12 protein-coding genes are annotated in these 17,411 nt (G+C 31.3%); 6 read left to right on the plus strand and 6 right to left on the minus strand.

Features of this window, described 5'->3' with window-relative positions; all coding sequences use genetic code 11:
- Window positions 1-96: 96 nt before the first annotated feature.
- Window positions 97-1,089 (plus strand): 2-hydroxyacid dehydrogenase, encoded by a 993-nt coding sequence (locus B3R94_RS00160; RefSeq protein ID WP_114997809.1) that lies wholly within the window; start codon window positions 97-99, stop codon window positions 1,087-1,089.
- On the opposite strand, the gene B3R94_RS00165 is transcribed toward B3R94_RS00160, so the two are convergent.
- From B3R94_RS00165 to B3R94_RS00180, 4 genes are all read right to left on the minus strand, one after another.
- Window positions 1,084-1,428 carry a DUF4260 domain-containing protein gene (locus B3R94_RS00165; RefSeq protein ID WP_114997808.1) on the minus strand — a complete coding sequence of 115 codons (345 nt, stop codon included), beginning with the start codon at window positions 1,426-1,428 and terminating at the stop codon, window positions 1,084-1,086. The genes B3R94_RS00160 and B3R94_RS00165 overlap by 6 nt on opposite strands.
- Window positions 1,429-1,515: 87 nt before the next feature.
- Window positions 1,516-1,839: a monooxygenase gene (locus B3R94_RS00170; protein ID WP_221408221.1), complete on the minus strand. Its 324-nt coding sequence runs from the start codon at window positions 1,837-1,839 to the stop codon at window positions 1,516-1,518.
- A 95-nt stretch (window positions 1,840-1,934) separates the two neighbouring features.
- The gene (lepA, locus tag B3R94_RS00175; RefSeq protein ID WP_038332533.1) at window positions 1,935-3,731 is read right to left on the minus strand and encodes a translation elongation factor 4; all 1,797 of its coding nucleotides are present in this window, start codon (window positions 3,729-3,731) and stop codon (window positions 1,935-1,937) included.
- Between the two features lie 126 nt (window positions 3,732-3,857).
- A complete protein-coding gene (locus B3R94_RS00180; protein WP_125350036.1) occupies window positions 3,858-4,148 on the minus strand; it encodes a helix-turn-helix transcriptional regulator in 291 nt (96 codons plus the stop codon).
- A 263-nt stretch (window positions 4,149-4,411) separates the two neighbouring features.
- On the opposite strand from B3R94_RS00180, the gene B3R94_RS00185 reads away from it, so the two are divergent.
- The 5 genes from B3R94_RS00185 to prfH all read left to right on the plus strand — a co-directional run bounded on the left by B3R94_RS00185 (window position 4,412) and on the right by prfH (window position 10,030).
- Window positions 4,412-4,975 (plus strand): glycosyl hydrolase 2 galactose-binding domain-containing protein, encoded by a 564-nt coding sequence (locus B3R94_RS00185; RefSeq protein ID WP_280049416.1) that lies wholly within the window; start codon window positions 4,412-4,414, stop codon window positions 4,973-4,975.
- Window positions 4,900-6,891: a beta-mannosidase gene (locus B3R94_RS00190; protein WP_407933556.1), complete on the plus strand. Its 1,992-nt coding sequence runs from the start codon at window positions 4,900-4,902 to the stop codon at window positions 6,889-6,891. The genes B3R94_RS00185 and B3R94_RS00190 overlap by 76 nt, the downstream gene beginning before the upstream one ends.
- 357 nt (window positions 6,892-7,248) lie before the next feature.
- Window positions 7,249-8,010 (plus strand): hypothetical protein, encoded by a 762-nt coding sequence (locus B3R94_RS00195; protein WP_125350038.1) that lies wholly within the window; start codon window positions 7,249-7,251, stop codon window positions 8,008-8,010.
- A gap of 2 nt (window positions 8,011-8,012) precedes the next feature.
- Window positions 8,013-9,404 carry an RtcB family protein gene (locus tag B3R94_RS00200; protein WP_125350039.1) on the plus strand — a complete coding sequence of 464 codons (1,392 nt, stop codon included), beginning with the start codon at window positions 8,013-8,015 and terminating at the stop codon, window positions 9,402-9,404.
- Entirely contained in the window at window positions 9,404-10,030 is a 627-nt protein-coding gene (gene prfH / locus B3R94_RS00205; RefSeq protein ID WP_260392007.1) for a peptide chain release factor H, read from the plus strand. Before B3R94_RS00200 ends, prfH begins: the two co-directional genes overlap by 1 nt.
- 36 nt (window positions 10,031-10,066) lie before the next feature.
- Here the strand turns inward: prfH and B3R94_RS00210 are convergent, their stop codons facing one another.
- Both B3R94_RS00210 and B3R94_RS00215 read right to left on the minus strand, forming a co-directional pair.
- The gene (locus B3R94_RS00210; RefSeq protein WP_114997789.1) at window positions 10,067-12,454 is read right to left on the minus strand and encodes a hypothetical protein; all 2,388 of its coding nucleotides are present in this window, start codon (window positions 12,452-12,454) and stop codon (window positions 10,067-10,069) included.
- Between the two features lie 63 nt (window positions 12,455-12,517).
- Window positions 12,518-17,353 carry a DNA repair ATPase gene (locus B3R94_RS00215; protein ID WP_291097814.1) on the minus strand — a complete coding sequence of 1,612 codons (4,836 nt, stop codon included), beginning with the start codon at window positions 17,351-17,353 and terminating at the stop codon, window positions 12,518-12,520.
- Window positions 17,354-17,411: the final 58 nt, after the last annotated feature.

The following is a 17,411-nucleotide window of genomic DNA, read 5'->3' on the forward strand; positions in this document are numbered from 1 at the left end:
GGATCAATTAATTTTGAATGATTTAAAACTAAATTATAATCAAGTATAAAGTAATTTACAATTAATTAAAAACGTAAATTAGTTAAAAATAATTTAATGAAAATAGCTTTCTTTTCGTCTAAGCCTTATGACAAAACTTTTTTTGAGGCTGAAAATAAAAATTACGGTTTTGAACTTAATTTTTATGAAACACATTTAGGTCCACATATCGTCAACGCAATTGAAGATGAGCAAGCAGTTTGTGTGTTTGTGAATGATAAAGTGAATCGACAAGTCATTGAAATTTTAGCAAAAAAAGGCGTTAAAATTATAGCTTTGAGATGTGCTGGTTTTAACAATGTCGATTTGGAAGCTGCGAAAGAATTTGGAATTAAAGTTTGTCGCGTCCCTGCATATTCTCCTGAGGCAGTGGCAGAGCATACAATGGCGATGTTGTTAACATTGAACCGAAAAACGCATAAAGCTTATAATCGCGTTCGTGAACAAAATTTTGCATTGAACGGTTTGCTTGGTTTCAATCTTTTTCAAAAGACAATTGGAATTGTTGGAACAGGAAAAATTGGAAAGGCTTTTGTCAATATTGCGAAAGGTTTTGGTTGCAAAATAATTGCGTATGATTTGTATCCAGATCAAGAATTGATGAATAATGGCGTGGAATATGTTGAGCTGGATAAGTTGTTTAAAAGCTCAGATATTATTTCGTTGCATTGTCCGTTGACGCCAGAAAATCATTACATGATTAATCAAGAAACGATTGCGATGATGAAAGATGGCGTAACGATTATTAATACGAGTAGAGGCGGATTAATCAATACACATGAAGCGATTGAAGCTTTGAAAAATCATAAAATTGGTTATTTGGGAATTGATGTTTACGAGCAAGAAGAAAAATTATTTTTCAAAGATTTATCGGCAGAAATTATTCAAGATGATATGATTCAACGATTGATGAGTTTTCCAAATGTTTTGGTCACTGCACATCAAGCTTTTTTTACACAAGAAGCATTGGAACAAATTTCAGAAATTACGATGCGAAGTATTTCAGAGATTAAGGAGAAAGGTTCGACTGATGAGGTTGTGATGTTATAAATCTCCTAAATGAGTGGACTTGAAACCATCATATTTTTTGAGACCAAATCCTAGAAAACGATCGAACGAAATATGAGCGGAAAATATAAATCCAATCATCAAACACCATTCAATATGTAAAAAATAACCAATAAGAATCAATGAAATTGTCGTAAAATAATTATGAATAAAATTATAGGATATTGCACCAATCTTATTTCCAAAAAGATAACCTAACATAAAAATATCGGGAGCAAGAAAAAGAATTGCAAACCACATCCATGATAATTTTAGGAGACTATATAGAACGATCATAAGAATTAATAGAGCAAGTTGTTCTAATTTTAGTATGTTTTTCATGCGATTGGTATTTAATTTATTAGTACAAATATTTTACCAATTGTTACAAAAAAAAGCCACTCTATTGTGAGTGGCTTTGATAATTATTTATATCCCATTATTTAGTGAGGAAAGAGTTTCATTAATAGAAAAGTATTCAACATTGATATTTGTTGCTCCTATTTGTTTTACTCGTTCGCTATGCATTTCAGCATAATTTTGAGCATTTTCTAAAGTGTCAAATATATAAATACCTCCACTTCTTGCAGTGTCTGAATTTTCGATCCATATTTTTGAGATGAATCCTTTTTCAGTATTTATACTTTCTGCTAATGAACGAGCATTTTTTGTTAAATTTTCTCCCATCATTTGAATAGGAAAATCAAAATTTATTTGAATTAAAATCATTATTACTTTTTTATCAAAGTTCATTAAATTGTTTTAAAATATCTGTAATATTTGTTACAGTGAGTTCAAAAAAAAAGAGCTACTTTAAAAAGTAGCTCTTATATAATTATATAAAAATTTTAATCATTCAATTTCAAAACAGCTAAGAAAGCAGATTGCGGAACTTCTACACGTCCAATTTGACGCATTTTCTTCTTACCAGCTTTCTGTTTTTCTAATAATTTACGTTTACGAGAAATATCACCACCATAACATTTCGCCGTAACGTCTTTACGTAACGCTTTGATTGTTTCACGCGCAATAATTTTTGCACCAATCGCTGCCTGAATTGGAATATCAAATTGTTGACGAGGAATTAATTCGCGTAATTTTTCACACATTTTCTTTCCAATATTGTAGGCATTATCAACGTGAATTAAGGCAGATAAAGCATCTACAACTTCACCGTTAATCATGATGTCAACTTTTACCAATTTTGAAGCTTTCATTCCAGAAGGTGCATAATCAAACGATGCATATCCTTTTGAAATAGATTTTAATCGATCATAAAAATCGAAAACAACTTCAGCCAAAGGCATATTGAAAATCATTTCTACTCTATGTTGAGTTAAATAGTTTTGAGATTGTAATTCACCACGTTTCTCAATACATAAACTCATTACAGGACCTACGAATTCAGATTTTGTAATGATTGCTGCTCGAATATATGGTTCTTCAACACGATTTAATCCTGATGGATCTGGTAATTCAGATGGATTATGAACCGGAATCATTTTTTCTGGATCTTTTTCCAAGTACGCTTCATACGAAACGTTAGGAACAGTTGTAATTACCGTCATGTTGAACTCACGTTCTAAACGCTCCTGAATAATTTCTAAGTGTAACATTCCTAAGAATCCACAACGGAAACCGAAACCTAATGCAGCAGAAGATTCAGCCTCAAAAGTTAATGAAGCATCATTCAAACGTAACTTTTCGATAGAAGCACGCAAATCTTCGTAATCTTCTGTGTCAACCGGATAAATACCAGCGAAAACCATTGGTTTTACTTCCTCGAAACCATCAATAGCTTCGCTTGCAGGATTCTCAACTAATGTAATTGTATCTCCAACTTTTACCTCAGAAGCTTCTTTAATTCCAGAAATAATATAACCTACATCTCCAGTTTTAATGACTTTCTTCTCAACTTGATTCAGTTTTAATGTTCCAATTTCATCGGCACCATATTTTTTGTTGGTAGCCATGAATTTTACTTGATCTCCTTTTTTGATTTCTCCATTTACCACTTTGTAAAAAGCTTCAATTCCTCGGAAAGGATTATAAACAGAGTCAAAAATCAAGGCTTGTAACGGTGCATCTGGATCACCAACTGGTGCAGGAACTTTCTCGATAATTGTGTGTAACAATTCTAACACACCTTCACCTGTTTTTCCACTTACACGCAAAACATCTTCGGGATCACAACCAATCAAATCAACAATATCGTCTGTTACTTCTTCTGGATTTGCAGAAGGTAAATCGATTTTGTTCAAAACTGGAATGATTTCCAAATCATTTTCTAAAGCCAAATAAAGGTTAGAAATGGTTTGTGCTTGTATACTTTGTGCAGCATCTACAATTAACAAAGCTCCTTCACAAGCGGCAATCGAACGAGAAACCTCGTAAGAAAAATCCACGTGACCAGGAGTGTCAATTAAATTTAAAATATATTTTTCACCATCTTTTTCATATTCCATTTGGATGGCGTGCGATTTAATTGTGATTCCGCGTTCGCGTTCCAAATCCATATCGTCTAAAGTTTGATTTTGTAACTCACGATCAGAAATCGTGTTTGTTACTTGCAATAAACGATCGGCCAAGGTACTTTTACCATGGTCAATATGGGCGATAATACAGAAATTACGGATATTTTTCATATTCTATTTGTCGAATAGGCAAAAATAATCTTTTCCGTGCAGACTGCAAGTATTTTGAAAAATATTATGAATTATATTTTAATAAATTAACGAGAGTTGAAGTGTGTTTTTTACTAAAAAATAAATCTAGGCAATTATCCGATGAAAAAAAGTATATAATTCATCTTCTTTTACTAGACCAAATTTTTGTTTCAAACGATACTTTGTTATTCGTACACTTTTTGGTTCAATATTAAGAAGAGTTGCAATTTGTTTGGTGTCTAAACCAAGATAGATATACGAACAATATTTCAAATTAAGAGGTGTTAGTTTTTGCTTAGAATGCTCGTTTAGCGTTTTGAAAAAGTTTGAATGTAATTCTTGAATTCTAAATTTAGCACTTTCAAAATCATTATCCATTAAATTTTCTTCTCGCATAACTTGTTTTAAATTGATAGAAGAATCATTTCCATTTTTTTGTAGTTTCCGCTTGATCTTGATTGTACAAATCGGTTGAATAATCAGTTGCTTTTTTCTGAAATTCAAATATAGCCGAGTCAACCTAAGTTTAGCATATTTATTATTCCCATAATTAACGAAGCCTATATTATGTATTCAACAAAAGAAATTGTTTTTAATAATCTCTTTTGTGTTTATATGAATTTTAAACCTAATTTTATCCTTATGAAAATCAGCACAAAATGAGGAGATTACTATTTTTTGTTATTACTTTTTTTACATTTATTCAACTTTCTGCTCAATCGACTCGAAATTTGAATTTAGAGAATTGGACCTTTCAACAAAAAGGAGATTCAAAATGGCTGAAAGCTGAGATTCCTGGTTCTGTTCATACCGATTTGATGTTAAATAATATTATTCCAAATCCTTACAAAGACGTTAATGATGCAAAAGTGCAATGGGTAGAAAACGAAGATTGGAACTACAAAACTTCTTTTGATTTGACTGAAGCCGAACGAAAAGCGCAAAATATTCAGTTAAAATTTAATGGATTGGATACATATGCAAAAGTTTTTCTGAACGGAAAATTAATTCTGGATGCGAATAATATGTTTCGAATTTGGGAAGTTTCGGTCAAAGATTTACTGAAAGATAAAAATAATTTGCTCGAAATACAATTCAAATCGTCGCCTAATGAAGGAAAACGATTAGCAAATCTTCTTCCATATAAATACCAGAAGGTGAGCGTGTTTTTACTCGAAAAGCGCAATATCAGTATGGTTGGGATTGGGGACCAAGATTGGTAACGGTTGCGATTTATAAACCAATTGAACTTATTTCTTGGAATAATTTAAAACTGAATGACTTGTCTTATGAAATTGTCAAATTGGATAAAAATCAAGCGAAAGTAAAGTTTAAATTTATTATCCAATCGGAACAAAATACAGCTGTAGAAATTAATTTTAATCAGAAAATAATCACTCAAAAATTAACCAAAGGAATTAATCATTTTTCGATTGATGAAACGATTCACAATCCAAAATTATGGTGGCCAAATGGAATGGGCGAACAGTATTTATACGATTATCAATTCAAAATTAAACAAGGGAATGAACAGATATTTAAGTATTTAAAATTTGGTTTACGTACGATAGAATTGGTACAAGAAAAAGACGAAGTTGGCTCTAGGTTTTATTTTAAAGTGAATAGGGTTCCAACTTATATAAAAGGTGCAAATTATATTCCGCAAGATAATTTTGTTTCACGAGTTTCAAAAAATGATTATGAAAAGTTGATAAATAGTTCGGTTGAAGCCAATATGAATATGATTCGTATTTGGGGTGGTGGAATTTATGAGGACGATTATTTTTATGAATTATGCGACGAAAAAGGTTTGTTGGTTTGGCAAGATTTTATGTACGCTTGTGCTTTTTATCCTGGCGATCAAGATTTTCTTCACAATGTAAAACAAGAAACAATTGATCAAGTGAATCGCCTAAAAAATCATACTTCTATTGCGCTTTGGTGTGGAAATAATGAAATTGATGAAGCGTGGAAAAATTGGGGATATCAGAAACAAATGGGCTGGTCGAAACAAGATTCGTTGAGTATTTGGAAAGATTATCAAACGACTTTTCATCATATTATTCCGAATGTTTTAGATTCGATTTTACCAAAATCAGAGAATCGCTATTGGCCGTCTTCACCTTCGGTTGGTTGGGGAAGAAAAGAAAGTTTGACGCAAGGAGATTCGCATTATTGGGGCGTTTGGTGGGGAATGGAATCGTTTGAAACGTATGAAAAAAAAGTTCCACGTTTTGCTTCTGAATATGGTTTTCAAGGAATGCCAACGTTGGAAACGGTGAAATCAATGTTTTCTGAAAAAGATACATTGAGTAAAAATTCTGCAATAATTTTAGCGCATCAAAAACATCCAAAAGGTTGGGAAACAATCAACGAATATATGCAGCGAGATTATGTTGTTCCGACCGATTTTGTGCAGTACAACTACGTTTCTCAATTGTTACAAGCACGCGGAATTCAGTTGGCAATTGAAGCACATCGACGTGCAAAACCTTATAATATGGGAAGTTTGTATTGGCAATTGAATGACGTTTGGCCAGTAACTTCGTGGTCGTCTTTGGATAAATTAGGAAATTGGAAAGCGTTACATTATCAAGTGAAAAGAAGTTTCGAAAATGTGCTAATTTCAGTAGAAAAAGAAGAAAATGTGTACAAAATTTATATCGTAAATGACTTATTGAAAGATTTGAAAGGAAAAGTAAAATTTTCTGTGGTAGATTTTAATGGAAATAAACATTGGACTAATGATAAAGATGTAATTATTTTATCAAATTCTTCAACCAAGATAATGGAATTAACTGATGAAATTTTGAAAGGAACTTCTTCAACTAAAGCTTTTCTTCGAATTGAATTTGAATCAAATGGAGAAAAGTATTCGAGAAATTATTTCTTCGAAAAACCGAAAGATTTAGCTTTAACAAAATCAACAATTAAAATCAAAAAGATCAGTCATAACCAATTCGAAATTTCGACAAATGTTTTGGCAAAAGATGTTTATTTACTTGATGAAAATAATCAATTTGATGATAATTTTTTTGATTTAATTCCGAATGAATCTCGTATTATTAGTGGAAAAAACACAATTCAGAATCTAAAAATTTATTCGTTGTATGATACAATGAATGTTAAAAATCAATAATATTTTTCTCCCTATTTTTAGTGAAATTTCACAAAGGATTTGGAAATGTGAATTTTATTGACTTAAATTTGCACTGATAAAAATCATAACGTATAACAATTTAATAACGAAGAAATAAAATGTTCAAAGAAACGACATATCAGTTTTTAGCTATTGCAACAGATTTTGCAATGAGCATTCTTCGTGCTTATAAATCGTAAATAATTTACTTATTATATCAAAAGCCCGGAGGATTCTTCGGGCTTTTTCTTTTATTATTCCATTCTAGATTCAGAATAACTTCTAAAAACTTCCGAAGAAGAAATAGTTAGCGCTAATTATTTCAAAATAATTATTTGCAATTAAATAATCCATTTTATGGAAGATTCAATTTTCTTTTCTACTCAATTACGAACAAAAAGAGCGAGGAAAAGAAGTGTAAAAACAACGAAAGAAAAAAATGTAAGAGAGAAATATAAACGTCAAAAAGAAATTTTTAAAGAACAAAAAGAAATTCCGCTTGTTCTTTTAAAAGAGCCGTGTCAAAAAGGTTTTGAGCGATATTTTGTATTGAGAGAAGATATTAAAAAAGAAAATGAGATTGAGTTTTTTACTCAAATTCTAAAGAAAATAAATACTTCTCAATATGCAGAAACGCGAAAGTTTGTAAAAAAACGAAAACGAAACGGAAAGCGAATTTATGTTCAGAGAATTCAAGAGTTGAAACAATTGCAACCTTACGAATATTCAGGTCCGTATTCAATTTTGAATGATGAAGAACGTCTATATTTTGTGTGTATTCAGGTGTATGATCCCAAGACAAAACGTTTCAAAGGAATTTATGAATTTCTACAACCGTGGCGTTTTCGATTGATTATAAAACCAAATATGATTACGTATTACAAACCGCTTGATATTGATTTGAAGCGCGAAGAAGCGCAAATCGATCATTTTTTTGACAAGTATAAAAATCAAGGAATCCTTTTAAAGAAAATAGTTGGAGGAGGGTATTCGTATGAACGAAAACCAAAATTTAAAAATCCTTTTACAAAAAGGAAATTTTTTAATAATAAAAATTTAGCGATTGAAATCGCTGAAATGCTGATGGAAAAAGAACATCAGTTATCTAAAAGATATTAATCATGGGAAATAAAATCTCTGGAAAGGACTTTATAAAAATAGGCTTTCCAAAAAATAATTCGATCAATATTGCAATTGGGCAAATTCATCGATACAGAAAAAAAGAAAAGAAACAAACGATTATTAACGAAGCAAAAGAAGTTTTACTTGAGCCAGAAAAATACATCGGTCACGGAATTTGGGGAAAAGTTGCGGAAGGATTAATAAAACCAGTTGAGGTTAGATTACAAGAATTAAAAACAACGCGTTCACCTTTTTCGATTTTTGGAGAAAATGAAATTGACGAGCAAGCAAAATTTCAATTATATGATGCATTGAAATTGCCAATTTCGGTAAAAGGAGCTTTGATGCCAGATGCGCATTCGGGGTATGGATTGCCAATCGGAGGTGTCTTAGCGACGGATAATGCGGTGATTCCTTATGGAGTTGGTGTGGATATTGGTTGTAGAATGAGTCTTTCGGTTTACGATTTGCCAGCTAGTTTTTTGAAAGGAAAATCGCATAAATTGATTCAGATTTTGCAAGATCATACCAAATTCGGAATGTATGAAACGCATAAACTAAAAGCGGATCATGAAATTTTTGAACGTTCTATTTTTGATGAAATTCCAATCTTGAAAAGTTTAAAAACAAAAGCTTATCAACAATTAGGAACTTCTGGTGGAGGGAATCATTTTGTTGAATTTGGGATTGTGAAATTAGATGAGGTAAAACCTGAATGGAACTTGATTCCAGGAGAATATTTGGCTGTTTTATCGCATAGTGGTTCGCGTGGTTTGGGTGCAAATATTGCAAAACATTATACGTATTTGGCGACGAAACAATGTCCACTTCCGAAGCAAGTTCAGCATTTGGCTTGGTTAGATTTGGACACGTACGATGGCCAAGAATATTGGGCAGCGATGAATTTGGCTGGCGAATATGCCAAGGCTTGTCACGATGATATTCACCGAAGAATTGCGAAAGCTTTGGGAAAACGTATCGTTTTTAACATCGAAAATCATCACAATTTTGCGTGGAAAGAAATGGTTGAAGGAACGGAACGAATTGTTCATCGTAAAGGAGCGACGCCAGCTGGAAAAGGAATTTTAGGAATTATTCCAGGTTCGATGACCGCGAACGGTTACATTGTTGAAGGTTTGGGAAATGAATTGAGTATTAATTCGGCTTCGCATGGTGCGGGACGAAAAATGTCGCGTGCGAAATGTAAATCAACAATTACTAAAAGTTTTATGAATTCACAATTGAAAGATGCAGGAATTGAGCTGATTGGCGGAAGTGTAGATGAAGCACCTTTGGCATATAAAAACATAAAAACGGTGATGAATTTACAGACTGAATTAGTGAAAGTGTTGGGAACTTTTACACCGAAAATTGTACGAATGGATAAATAATGATGAGGAAAAAAATTATTCAACTTACATCGGGTAGAGGACCAGCGGAATGCAATTTTGTGGTGACTAATGTTTTTAAAAAGTTTTCGGAAGCGTGCACAAAATCTGAAATTAAGTTTGACATAATTGAAAGAGAAATGGATAAAGATTTTCATCAACTTTCATCTGTGATTATAGAACTTGAAGGAAATGATTTAAACACGTTTTTAAAAACTTGGCTTGGAGCAATTTTATGGATTGGTAAAAGTCCATACCGAAAATTTCATCAACGAAAAAATTGGTTTATTGGTTGTTTTGAATTAGAAATTCCGAAAGAAAATTCAATCAATCCGAATGAAATTATATACCAAACAATGCGAAGCTCTGGAAATGGTGGACAAAATGTAAACAAAGTAAATTCGGCTGTTCGTGCGATACATCAACCAAGTGGAATTTCAGTTGTTTCGATGGATTCGCGTTCACAACATCAGAACAAAAAAATTGCAACAACTCGTTTGTTATTGAAATTACAAGGATTTGAAACCAATAAATTGAAGGACTTGGTTCAAAAAAAATGGAATAATCAAACGTCTATTGCAAGAGGAAATCCTGTGAAAATATTCAGAGGAGATAAATTTAGTGAATAAAAAAAAGCCGCTCAATGAGCGGCTTTTAGTTTATTCTTATTCATATTTTTTAAAAAGACTGTTAATCGTTTCTTGAACTTCGTGGATAGAATTTACTTTTTTAGTAAAAGTTATTTTTCCGTCTTCATAAAATTCAACCAAATACTTTTTTTCCGTTTCAGAAATTTTAACGCCCCAATCAGGATTTCCATTTTTATTATATCTCAAACTTGAAAGCACTTTATTTGGACCTTCTATAAATGATTCTTGCCCATAAAGTTTTTGAATATTATTTGATTTAAAAATTCCTACAAATTGATTAAACAAATCATCTATTTTCATCGTTCGATTATAAGCAACAGAAGAATAAATCAATATAATTATTGGATTAACTTCTTTATAAACCTTTTCGATTAAAGGATTCAAACTCTCCGAAGATATATTTTCTTCTTTGAGCAGATTGTTTTCAACTTTATAAATTGTAGAAGAATTCGGTGAACCTTTTTGTACTTCTTTTTGTTGATTGTTGACAATTAATTTTCCGTTTTCATCAAAAACTTCTGCAAAAATTCCATTATTTTTTTCTGTTAATTTAATTGAAGTTTGCTTCTCAAAATCTTTTATCAGGATTTCTTTTCCATTATAATCAAACGTAAATCGGTTAAAAGCGTTCATCGCGAAAAGATTCATTTCAAGATAATTTGCCTTTTCATTTTTGGATCCAATTCGCAATAAAAAACCTTCATCATTATCGAAAAACTCAAAACCATCTACAATTTTGCCATTTTTGTAGACACTTTTTTGATCATATTCATAAAATTGGTAATTATCTAATTGCTTCAAAAAATCAAAAGAATACTGATATTTTAGTTCGCCTTTCTCGTAAAAATCAACCAAAGGAATTTCGTTCAAAATAATCTTATTGATGAAATAACCTTCATAAGGTTTTTCATTTTGAAAAATCCCAGTGTAAGAAGCTTGAGGTTTTTCTTTGATTGAAAAGTTTTTATAAGTTTTCGTTTTTAATTGATTGTTTTCGTACGTTTCAACAACTTTAACATAATCTGAATATTGGTCATATTCTTCTTTTTGAGTCAAGTTTCCATTTTTATAAATTGATAGGATATTATTTTCTACAATCGTACCTTGGTAAGGTTTTCCATTTCTATATTCACTTGTTAAAACAGAATTTTTGCCCGAATATATCTTTCTAAAACCATTCATCAAATCATTTTTCATTTCAAATTCTTCTGTAGGTTTGTCGTCCCAAATATTTGTGAAAATCTGTTGTATTCCGTCTCTTTTCTGATTTTTATAAGTAGAAATTGTTATCTTATTTCCATCAAAATTATAAAAAGTTCCATTGTTTGGCTTTCCATTTATATAATCACCTTTTGCAATGATTTTTGAAGTTTTGCTATCTTTTGTAATTGCTTCATCTACAATTTGCCCGTTTTTCATTTGGTAAATAGAATTGTAACGTCCAATTGTATCATCGAAATTGCCTTCAAATGGTTTATCATCTTTATATTTTAAGATAATTTCTTTTCCATTTGTATAAATTTTTTCTTCAACTCGATTACCATTTTGTTGTTTGCTAACATTACTAATCTTCCCATTTTTATCATACAAAATTTTGGTTACTAGATAATCATTTTCATGAATTGTAGTTTCTGTCTTAGATTTTGGTTGAATTGCAAAACCATTTTTGGTGTAAAATTCAATATCAATTTTTTTCTCTTTCGAACTTTTTTCAATTTCTTTTCCAGTAGAATCCCAATATTTAGAAGGTTCTTGTGAATAATTTTTGTTGATTGTTTCTTTGGCAATTTTCCCATTTTGCCAATAGATAACTTCTTTATAAATTTTATCAGGAGTTTTTTTTGTGTCATTATAAGAAATAGCAGGAGCAGTGACGCTTACAGGTGGCGGAATACTTTCATAATTTTCATAAAAAGGATTATCGTAATATAAATCTGGCCTATTTGGAGAAAAACTTCCGGTAAAATTTCCATTCGTAATTTTACCATTTATTAACTCTTTTCCATTGTGGTAAATTATAATTTCGGTTTTTTCTCCAAAATCTCTGTATTTAATTTTTTTCCAAATAGATCCGTCGGTGTTATAATAGATTAATTCTTTTTGATCACTAAGATTAATATTTTGTCGATAACCATTGTCAAAACCATTTTCATCATACCAAAAAACATCACCAACATATTTGTTTTCATCTTTTGGATAAATATATCCTTGAAATTGAAGTTGTCCATTGTTGTAATAATCCTTAAGCAAAACCAATTCACCATACTTTTTTAACGGTAAAGGACGATAAAAGTTGGATTTGGCTTTCGTTGTTTCTTTCCAATTTTTATCAAAATAAATTGTGTCTTGAGAATAGGAAAAAATTGAACTAAATAGAACAAAAAGAAGGGCTATTTTTTTCATAGTAGATGTTTTGGTTGAGGTTAAATATAAAAAAAAAACTGCTCATTTTGAGCAGTTTTAATATTACTTTTTCAAGATTGCTTGGATAATTCCTTCCAAATTTTCATTGAATTCTAGCAATTGAGCAAAAACTTTATCGTCTTTATTCAAGCCGCCGTGCTTATTATTTTTGACAAACGTTGCTTTTATCGTTTCCCAACGTTCTTTTTCCTGAGAAGTCATCAAACCTGCAATTTCTTTTAAGCGCAAAAGATTCGATTCTGTGTCGGTTGTCAACGTTTGCGATTCACTTTCGTAATGCGCCAAAATCGTTTCATTAATTTCTTTTTCGTTCATCATTGGAACAATTTTCGAAACTAATTTTGACATATTTCTGTACGAACCTTGCATCTTGAAAGGTGGCTCAGTTCTGTAATCATCTTGCATTGCTGCGCTCGCAATATAATTTTGATTGACTTTTACGACAACATTTCTAATCTTAATTACATGTTTCAAAACAGCAATAAAATCATCAATTTCTTGTTTCAAATAATTGCCTTCCAAATCTGGAAGTTGTTCTTGATTTTCAGTTACAAAATTTGTTAACTTGTAAAAATCGGTCAAACTTTTCGAAGTAATTTTATCTAAATAAGGATTATCGCCTGTCGCATTTTCTATCAAACTCAAGTTGAACAACGTTTCCGTATCACCAATTACATCGCCCAAATTATACACATCAGCACGATTGGCTAACATATCTGGAATCTGAAATTTAGAACCGCTTTCCGTATATGGATTTCCAGCCATTACAATGCAAAAACGTTTTCCACGTAGATCGTAGGTTTTACTTTCTCCTTCAAAAATTCCGTCAATTTTTCGCTGTCCATCGGCTAATGAAATAAATTTCTGTAAAAATTCGGCACTCAAATGCTGAATATCGTCCAAATACAACATGACATTATCAGCCATTTCAAACGAAAGATTTATCTTTTTCAATTCCTCTCTTTCTCCAGAAGTTTTGGCTTCGATTGGATCGATTGACGTAATGTTATGTCCAATTGTTGGTCCATTTACTTTCACAAAATGTAAACCCATTGTTTTGGCTAAATATTCCATCAAGGTCGTTTTTCCATAACCTGGCGGAGAGATTAATAACAACATTCCCATACGAGCGGTACGTTTGTTTTCGCCTGCTGTTCCCAATTGTTTGGCTAAATTATTTCCGATTAAAGGAAAATAAACTTCGTTGATTAATTTATTTCTTACAAATGATGTCAAAACTTTTGGTTCAAATTCTGCGATTTTTAAATCTTTTTCATACGACTTAGAAATTTCTTCTTTTAGCTTTTGGAATGATTTAAAATTTGGAACATTAACAGTTGAAAAATGTTCTAATTTCGAAATGATTTTATGATAATTTTGAGTGTAAATTCCGTCAACAATTACCGCATGATTTCCTTTCAAATCTTCAATTTTGATAACAGAATTTCCATCATTTATATGATATTGATCTTTCGAAAATAAAAGCATTGTCGCCGCTTCATTCACTACATTTCTGTATGACGAATAATTTTCGTTTTCATCTATAAAAGAATGAATCCAGTTTTCGATCAAGTAAAATTTCTCTGTTGAAGAAAATTGTTGATCTGAAATCAATGCATTAAAATCGTCCGAATTTTTATTTTTTTCTAAATAATTTACAAACTCTTTTTGAAATTTTTCAGCTTCTCTACTCATCGAAAAAGCATGATATTTCGTGAAAGTTGTAAATAAATAGTGAGAAACTTTTTCTGATGATGTTTGTGATTTATCCCATTCTGTTTCCCAATTTTCAAAAAGCGATTTGATTTCATTTAGAATGTTTTCAAAACGATTTGAATTCGGAAAATTTTTCAAAATTAATTGAGCCGAATTAATCATTGCATTCAACTTATCTTGCAAATTCTTTTCTAAAGAATGGCAAAAAATTTGAGCAGTTGTACGAGTTGGCGCATCAAATTGCAACACATCTAATTTCGAATTTATGTTGACCAATTCAGTAAAAATTCGAAACGCATCAAAATTGTGAACGCCTTTTATATAACCTTCCGAATAATTTTGTTCAATGATTTGATTGATAAATTTTTCAGCATCAAAATCGTTTTCATTTCTTGCTAAAAAAGCTTGATAAGCTAAATATTCAGCACGATAAACCAATTGATTTTCCGAAACAAATTCTTGGTTCCAAATATCTTGGTAACGATAAATCTCATCGTTTTTAACTTTTTGATAGAAACTTGTACCTGTTAAATGATAAAATAATTCGTTGTTACGATTCAACAATGTCAGCGCTAATTGCTGCGTATTGACCGTAAATTTATTTTGACCAAGCGCAATAATATTTTGCCCATCAACAAAAAGTTCAGTTTTATCTCGTAAAACACGAAGCGTATCTTCTTGCGATTTTTTTAATAGATTTTCAAGGTTTTCGGCTTTCGAAACATCTTTTAAATCCTTTAATTCTTGAATGATTTGACGCATTTTATCAATCATTAAATCCGAAGAATAAAACGCTAAAATTTCTTCTTTTTCTGAAAAAGTTTTGGATTTGTTTTCGATATTTCTCAAGACGCGCAAACCAATTTGCTCTAATGAATTGGTGCGTTTATTGGTTTGTTCAACCAATTGTTCGCGTTTCGAATTGAACGCTTTGATTATCTCGTCGCGTTTATCTGCAATTTTTAAAGCGAAATCATCAAAATCAGAGAATTTACTTTCTAATTCTTCGAGCTGAACAATGATTTTTGTATTGTATTCTTCCGTTTTTTCGGCAGTTGTTGATAACTCTAAAAAGTTGACCACACTTTGTTCCAACAACGTAATTTGAGCAGAAAATTCGGCAACCGCTTCCTTGCTTTTTAAGGCAGAAGTTTGACGTGTTAATTGCGCACGAACTTCGTTAAGCGAAGCAAAAATGACAGAAATTTTCTCAATAATTTTTGTTGTTTGCGTGGCGTCTTCAATTTTTAAACTGTTCAGAATGTCAATCAATAACTCTAATTCGGAAGCAATTTTAAGACAAGATTCTTCGATTACTTTAGCGTCAACAACTTTCTCAATCGAAGCCACTAAATTTTTCTGTTCCGCAACTTTTTCTTCATACGGAATCAGCGCTTCATCCAATAAAAGAAACTCAATTGTTTTGGTTGATAAATTTTCGTTGACTTCTTGCAATTGATTTTCTAATTCCTGAACACGTTCTAAATTGATATAACGAATCGAACGTAAATCAATCACTTTTCCTTGAATTTTACGCGCTTCAGCCAAATGTTCAACCAATAAATCCAATTGATTATACGTTGTACTATTTACTTTGAAAACGATTTCTTCAATCGATTTTTCCGTTTTTTCTAACGTTTCTTGCGCAAATTTTTTCTGAACTTGGACTTTTGCAAATTCATCAATCGCTGTATTGGCAACCGTTTTGATTTCTAGCAAAGGAATAGCTAGCTCAAAGGTATCTTTGTCATTGATCCAAAAATATCCATCAACAATATTATTCGCTTTTTTTACAATGTCCTCATACAAACCTTCGTACGAATCTTCTTTGTTAATTAATTGGATAACTTCTTGAGATTCAGCCATTGCTTTTACAATGTCTTTGTTTCCAATTTTGTATAATGGATGATTTGTTTTTTCTTGATTTTCCACCAAACGCTCGACATAAGGCGTTTCCCAAATCTGAACTTGATGATGTCGCGTTGCTTCTTCTTCTGTGCGGAAATAGATTAAACTTCCGTCTTTAAAAATAGTAAAACCATTGCAAACAATAGGCGTTTCGACATTTTGTTGAATGATATTGTACGATAAAAGAATGTATGTATTGGTTTCATCTTGATTGAAAATATACATAAAATCTTCTCCGTTTGGAGAATTTACACGACGGAAAAATTGAAAATTATCTAACTTATTTTCGAATATATGATAGGTTCCGTTTTGTAAATAATAGCCATTCGAAAAAATCAAACCTTGATTGTCTGGCAACAAAACTGCTGCATCCAAAAGAGCAGGAATATTGATGACTTCCTTGGTGCGAACATTGTAAATATACGCTCTGAAATCTTCTTGAAAAGGTTTGATTTTAACCGCAATCAGATTTCCTAAATCGGCGTAATAATATTCGGCATCGTCTAATTGTTGATCTAAATGTGTCACTTTTTCAGTGAAAATTCCTTTTCCTGAATCCGTATTATCTTCAATTTTAAAAGTAATATCACCACCAATTGCTTCGATAAAAATCTTATCTAAAATAGAAATATGTGGAAACTTTCCTAATCGACGATCATCGATAGAAGTTTTTTGCCATTCAAAATCAAATTGATCTGCTTTTTTTACTTCGTGAATGCTGCGATCATCTTGATAAATTAATTTTCCGTCTTTGATTAACCATTTAAACGCTTTCAAATCTTGTGCGCTTTTACTGGTTTGGAAAACCATGTATAGATAATTATCTGTTCTACGAAATTTAGAAAAGATAGAATCGCGGTAATATTTATATAAATTCTGAAAATCTGTAAAGAAATTCTGATCGTTTATTAAGTCGAGAGGTTGAGGAATAAATTGATTTTCTTGAAACAGATAAATACTAAAAACATCGCTCAACTGAATGTCTGTGCGTAAACCGAAATGCACGTTGTAACCAAAAATACACAATTTATCGAACGCGATAATTCCACGTGCGACGCATGTATTTTCTGTCGTAATTCTTTGGTTTGCGCTTAATGCAAAATTGGTAGAATTGAAGACTTCTTTTCGAGCATCATTCAATTTCGTTAATCTTTCCGAAAGAAAATCTTTTTGTGTAAGAAGTCTTTTTCGGATGATTTCGTACGCGCCTGCATCAAGCGTTTCGGTAACGTTAATATTTTTTTCTTCTTGCATTAAATTAAAATCTAGAAGGTGATTAAACTGTAATTAAGAGCGATTGAAACGAATAGAT

Origin of the sequence: Empedobacter sp. UBA7611 (assembly GCF_002484365.1) — a bacterium.
GTDB lineage: Bacteria > Bacteroidota > Bacteroidia > Flavobacteriales > Weeksellaceae > Empedobacter > Empedobacter falsenii_B.

What these genes read in the sequence shown, in the direction of transcription:
- lepA (WP_038332533.1), bottom strand. Translation starts at nt 3,731, where the DNA reads ATGAAAAATATCCGTAATTTCTGTATTATCGCCCATATTGACCATGGT.
- B3R94_RS00200 (WP_125350039.1), top strand. Translation starts at nt 8,013, where the DNA reads ATGGGAAATAAAATCTCTGGAAAGGACTTTATAAAAATAGGCTTTCCA.
- B3R94_RS00215 (WP_291097814.1), bottom strand. Translation starts at nt 17,353, where the DNA reads ATGCAAGAAGAAAAAAATATTAACGTTACCGAAACGCTTGATGCAGGC.
- B3R94_RS00170 (WP_221408221.1), bottom strand. Translation starts at nt 1,839, where the DNA reads ATGAACTTTGATAAAAAAGTAATAATGATTTTAATTCAAATAAATTTT.
- B3R94_RS00195 (WP_125350038.1), top strand. Translation starts at nt 7,249, where the DNA reads ATGGAAGATTCAATTTTCTTTTCTACTCAATTACGAACAAAAAGAGCG.
- B3R94_RS00160 (WP_114997809.1), top strand. Translation starts at nt 97, where the DNA reads ATGAAAATAGCTTTCTTTTCGTCTAAGCCTTATGACAAAACTTTTTTT.
- B3R94_RS00210 (WP_114997789.1), bottom strand. Translation starts at nt 12,454, where the DNA reads ATGAAAAAAATAGCCCTTCTTTTTGTTCTATTTAGTTCAATTTTTTCC.
- B3R94_RS00180 (WP_125350036.1), bottom strand. Translation starts at nt 4,148, where the DNA reads ATGCGAGAAGAAAATTTAATGGATAATGATTTTGAAAGTGCTAAATTT.
- B3R94_RS00165 (WP_114997808.1), bottom strand. Translation starts at nt 1,428, where the DNA reads ATGAAAAACATACTAAAATTAGAACAACTTGCTCTATTAATTCTTATG.
- prfH (WP_260392007.1), top strand. Translation starts at nt 9,404, where the DNA reads ATGATGAGGAAAAAAATTATTCAACTTACATCGGGTAGAGGACCAGCG.
- B3R94_RS00185 (WP_280049416.1), top strand. Translation starts at nt 4,412, where the DNA reads ATGAGGAGATTACTATTTTTTGTTATTACTTTTTTTACATTTATTCAA.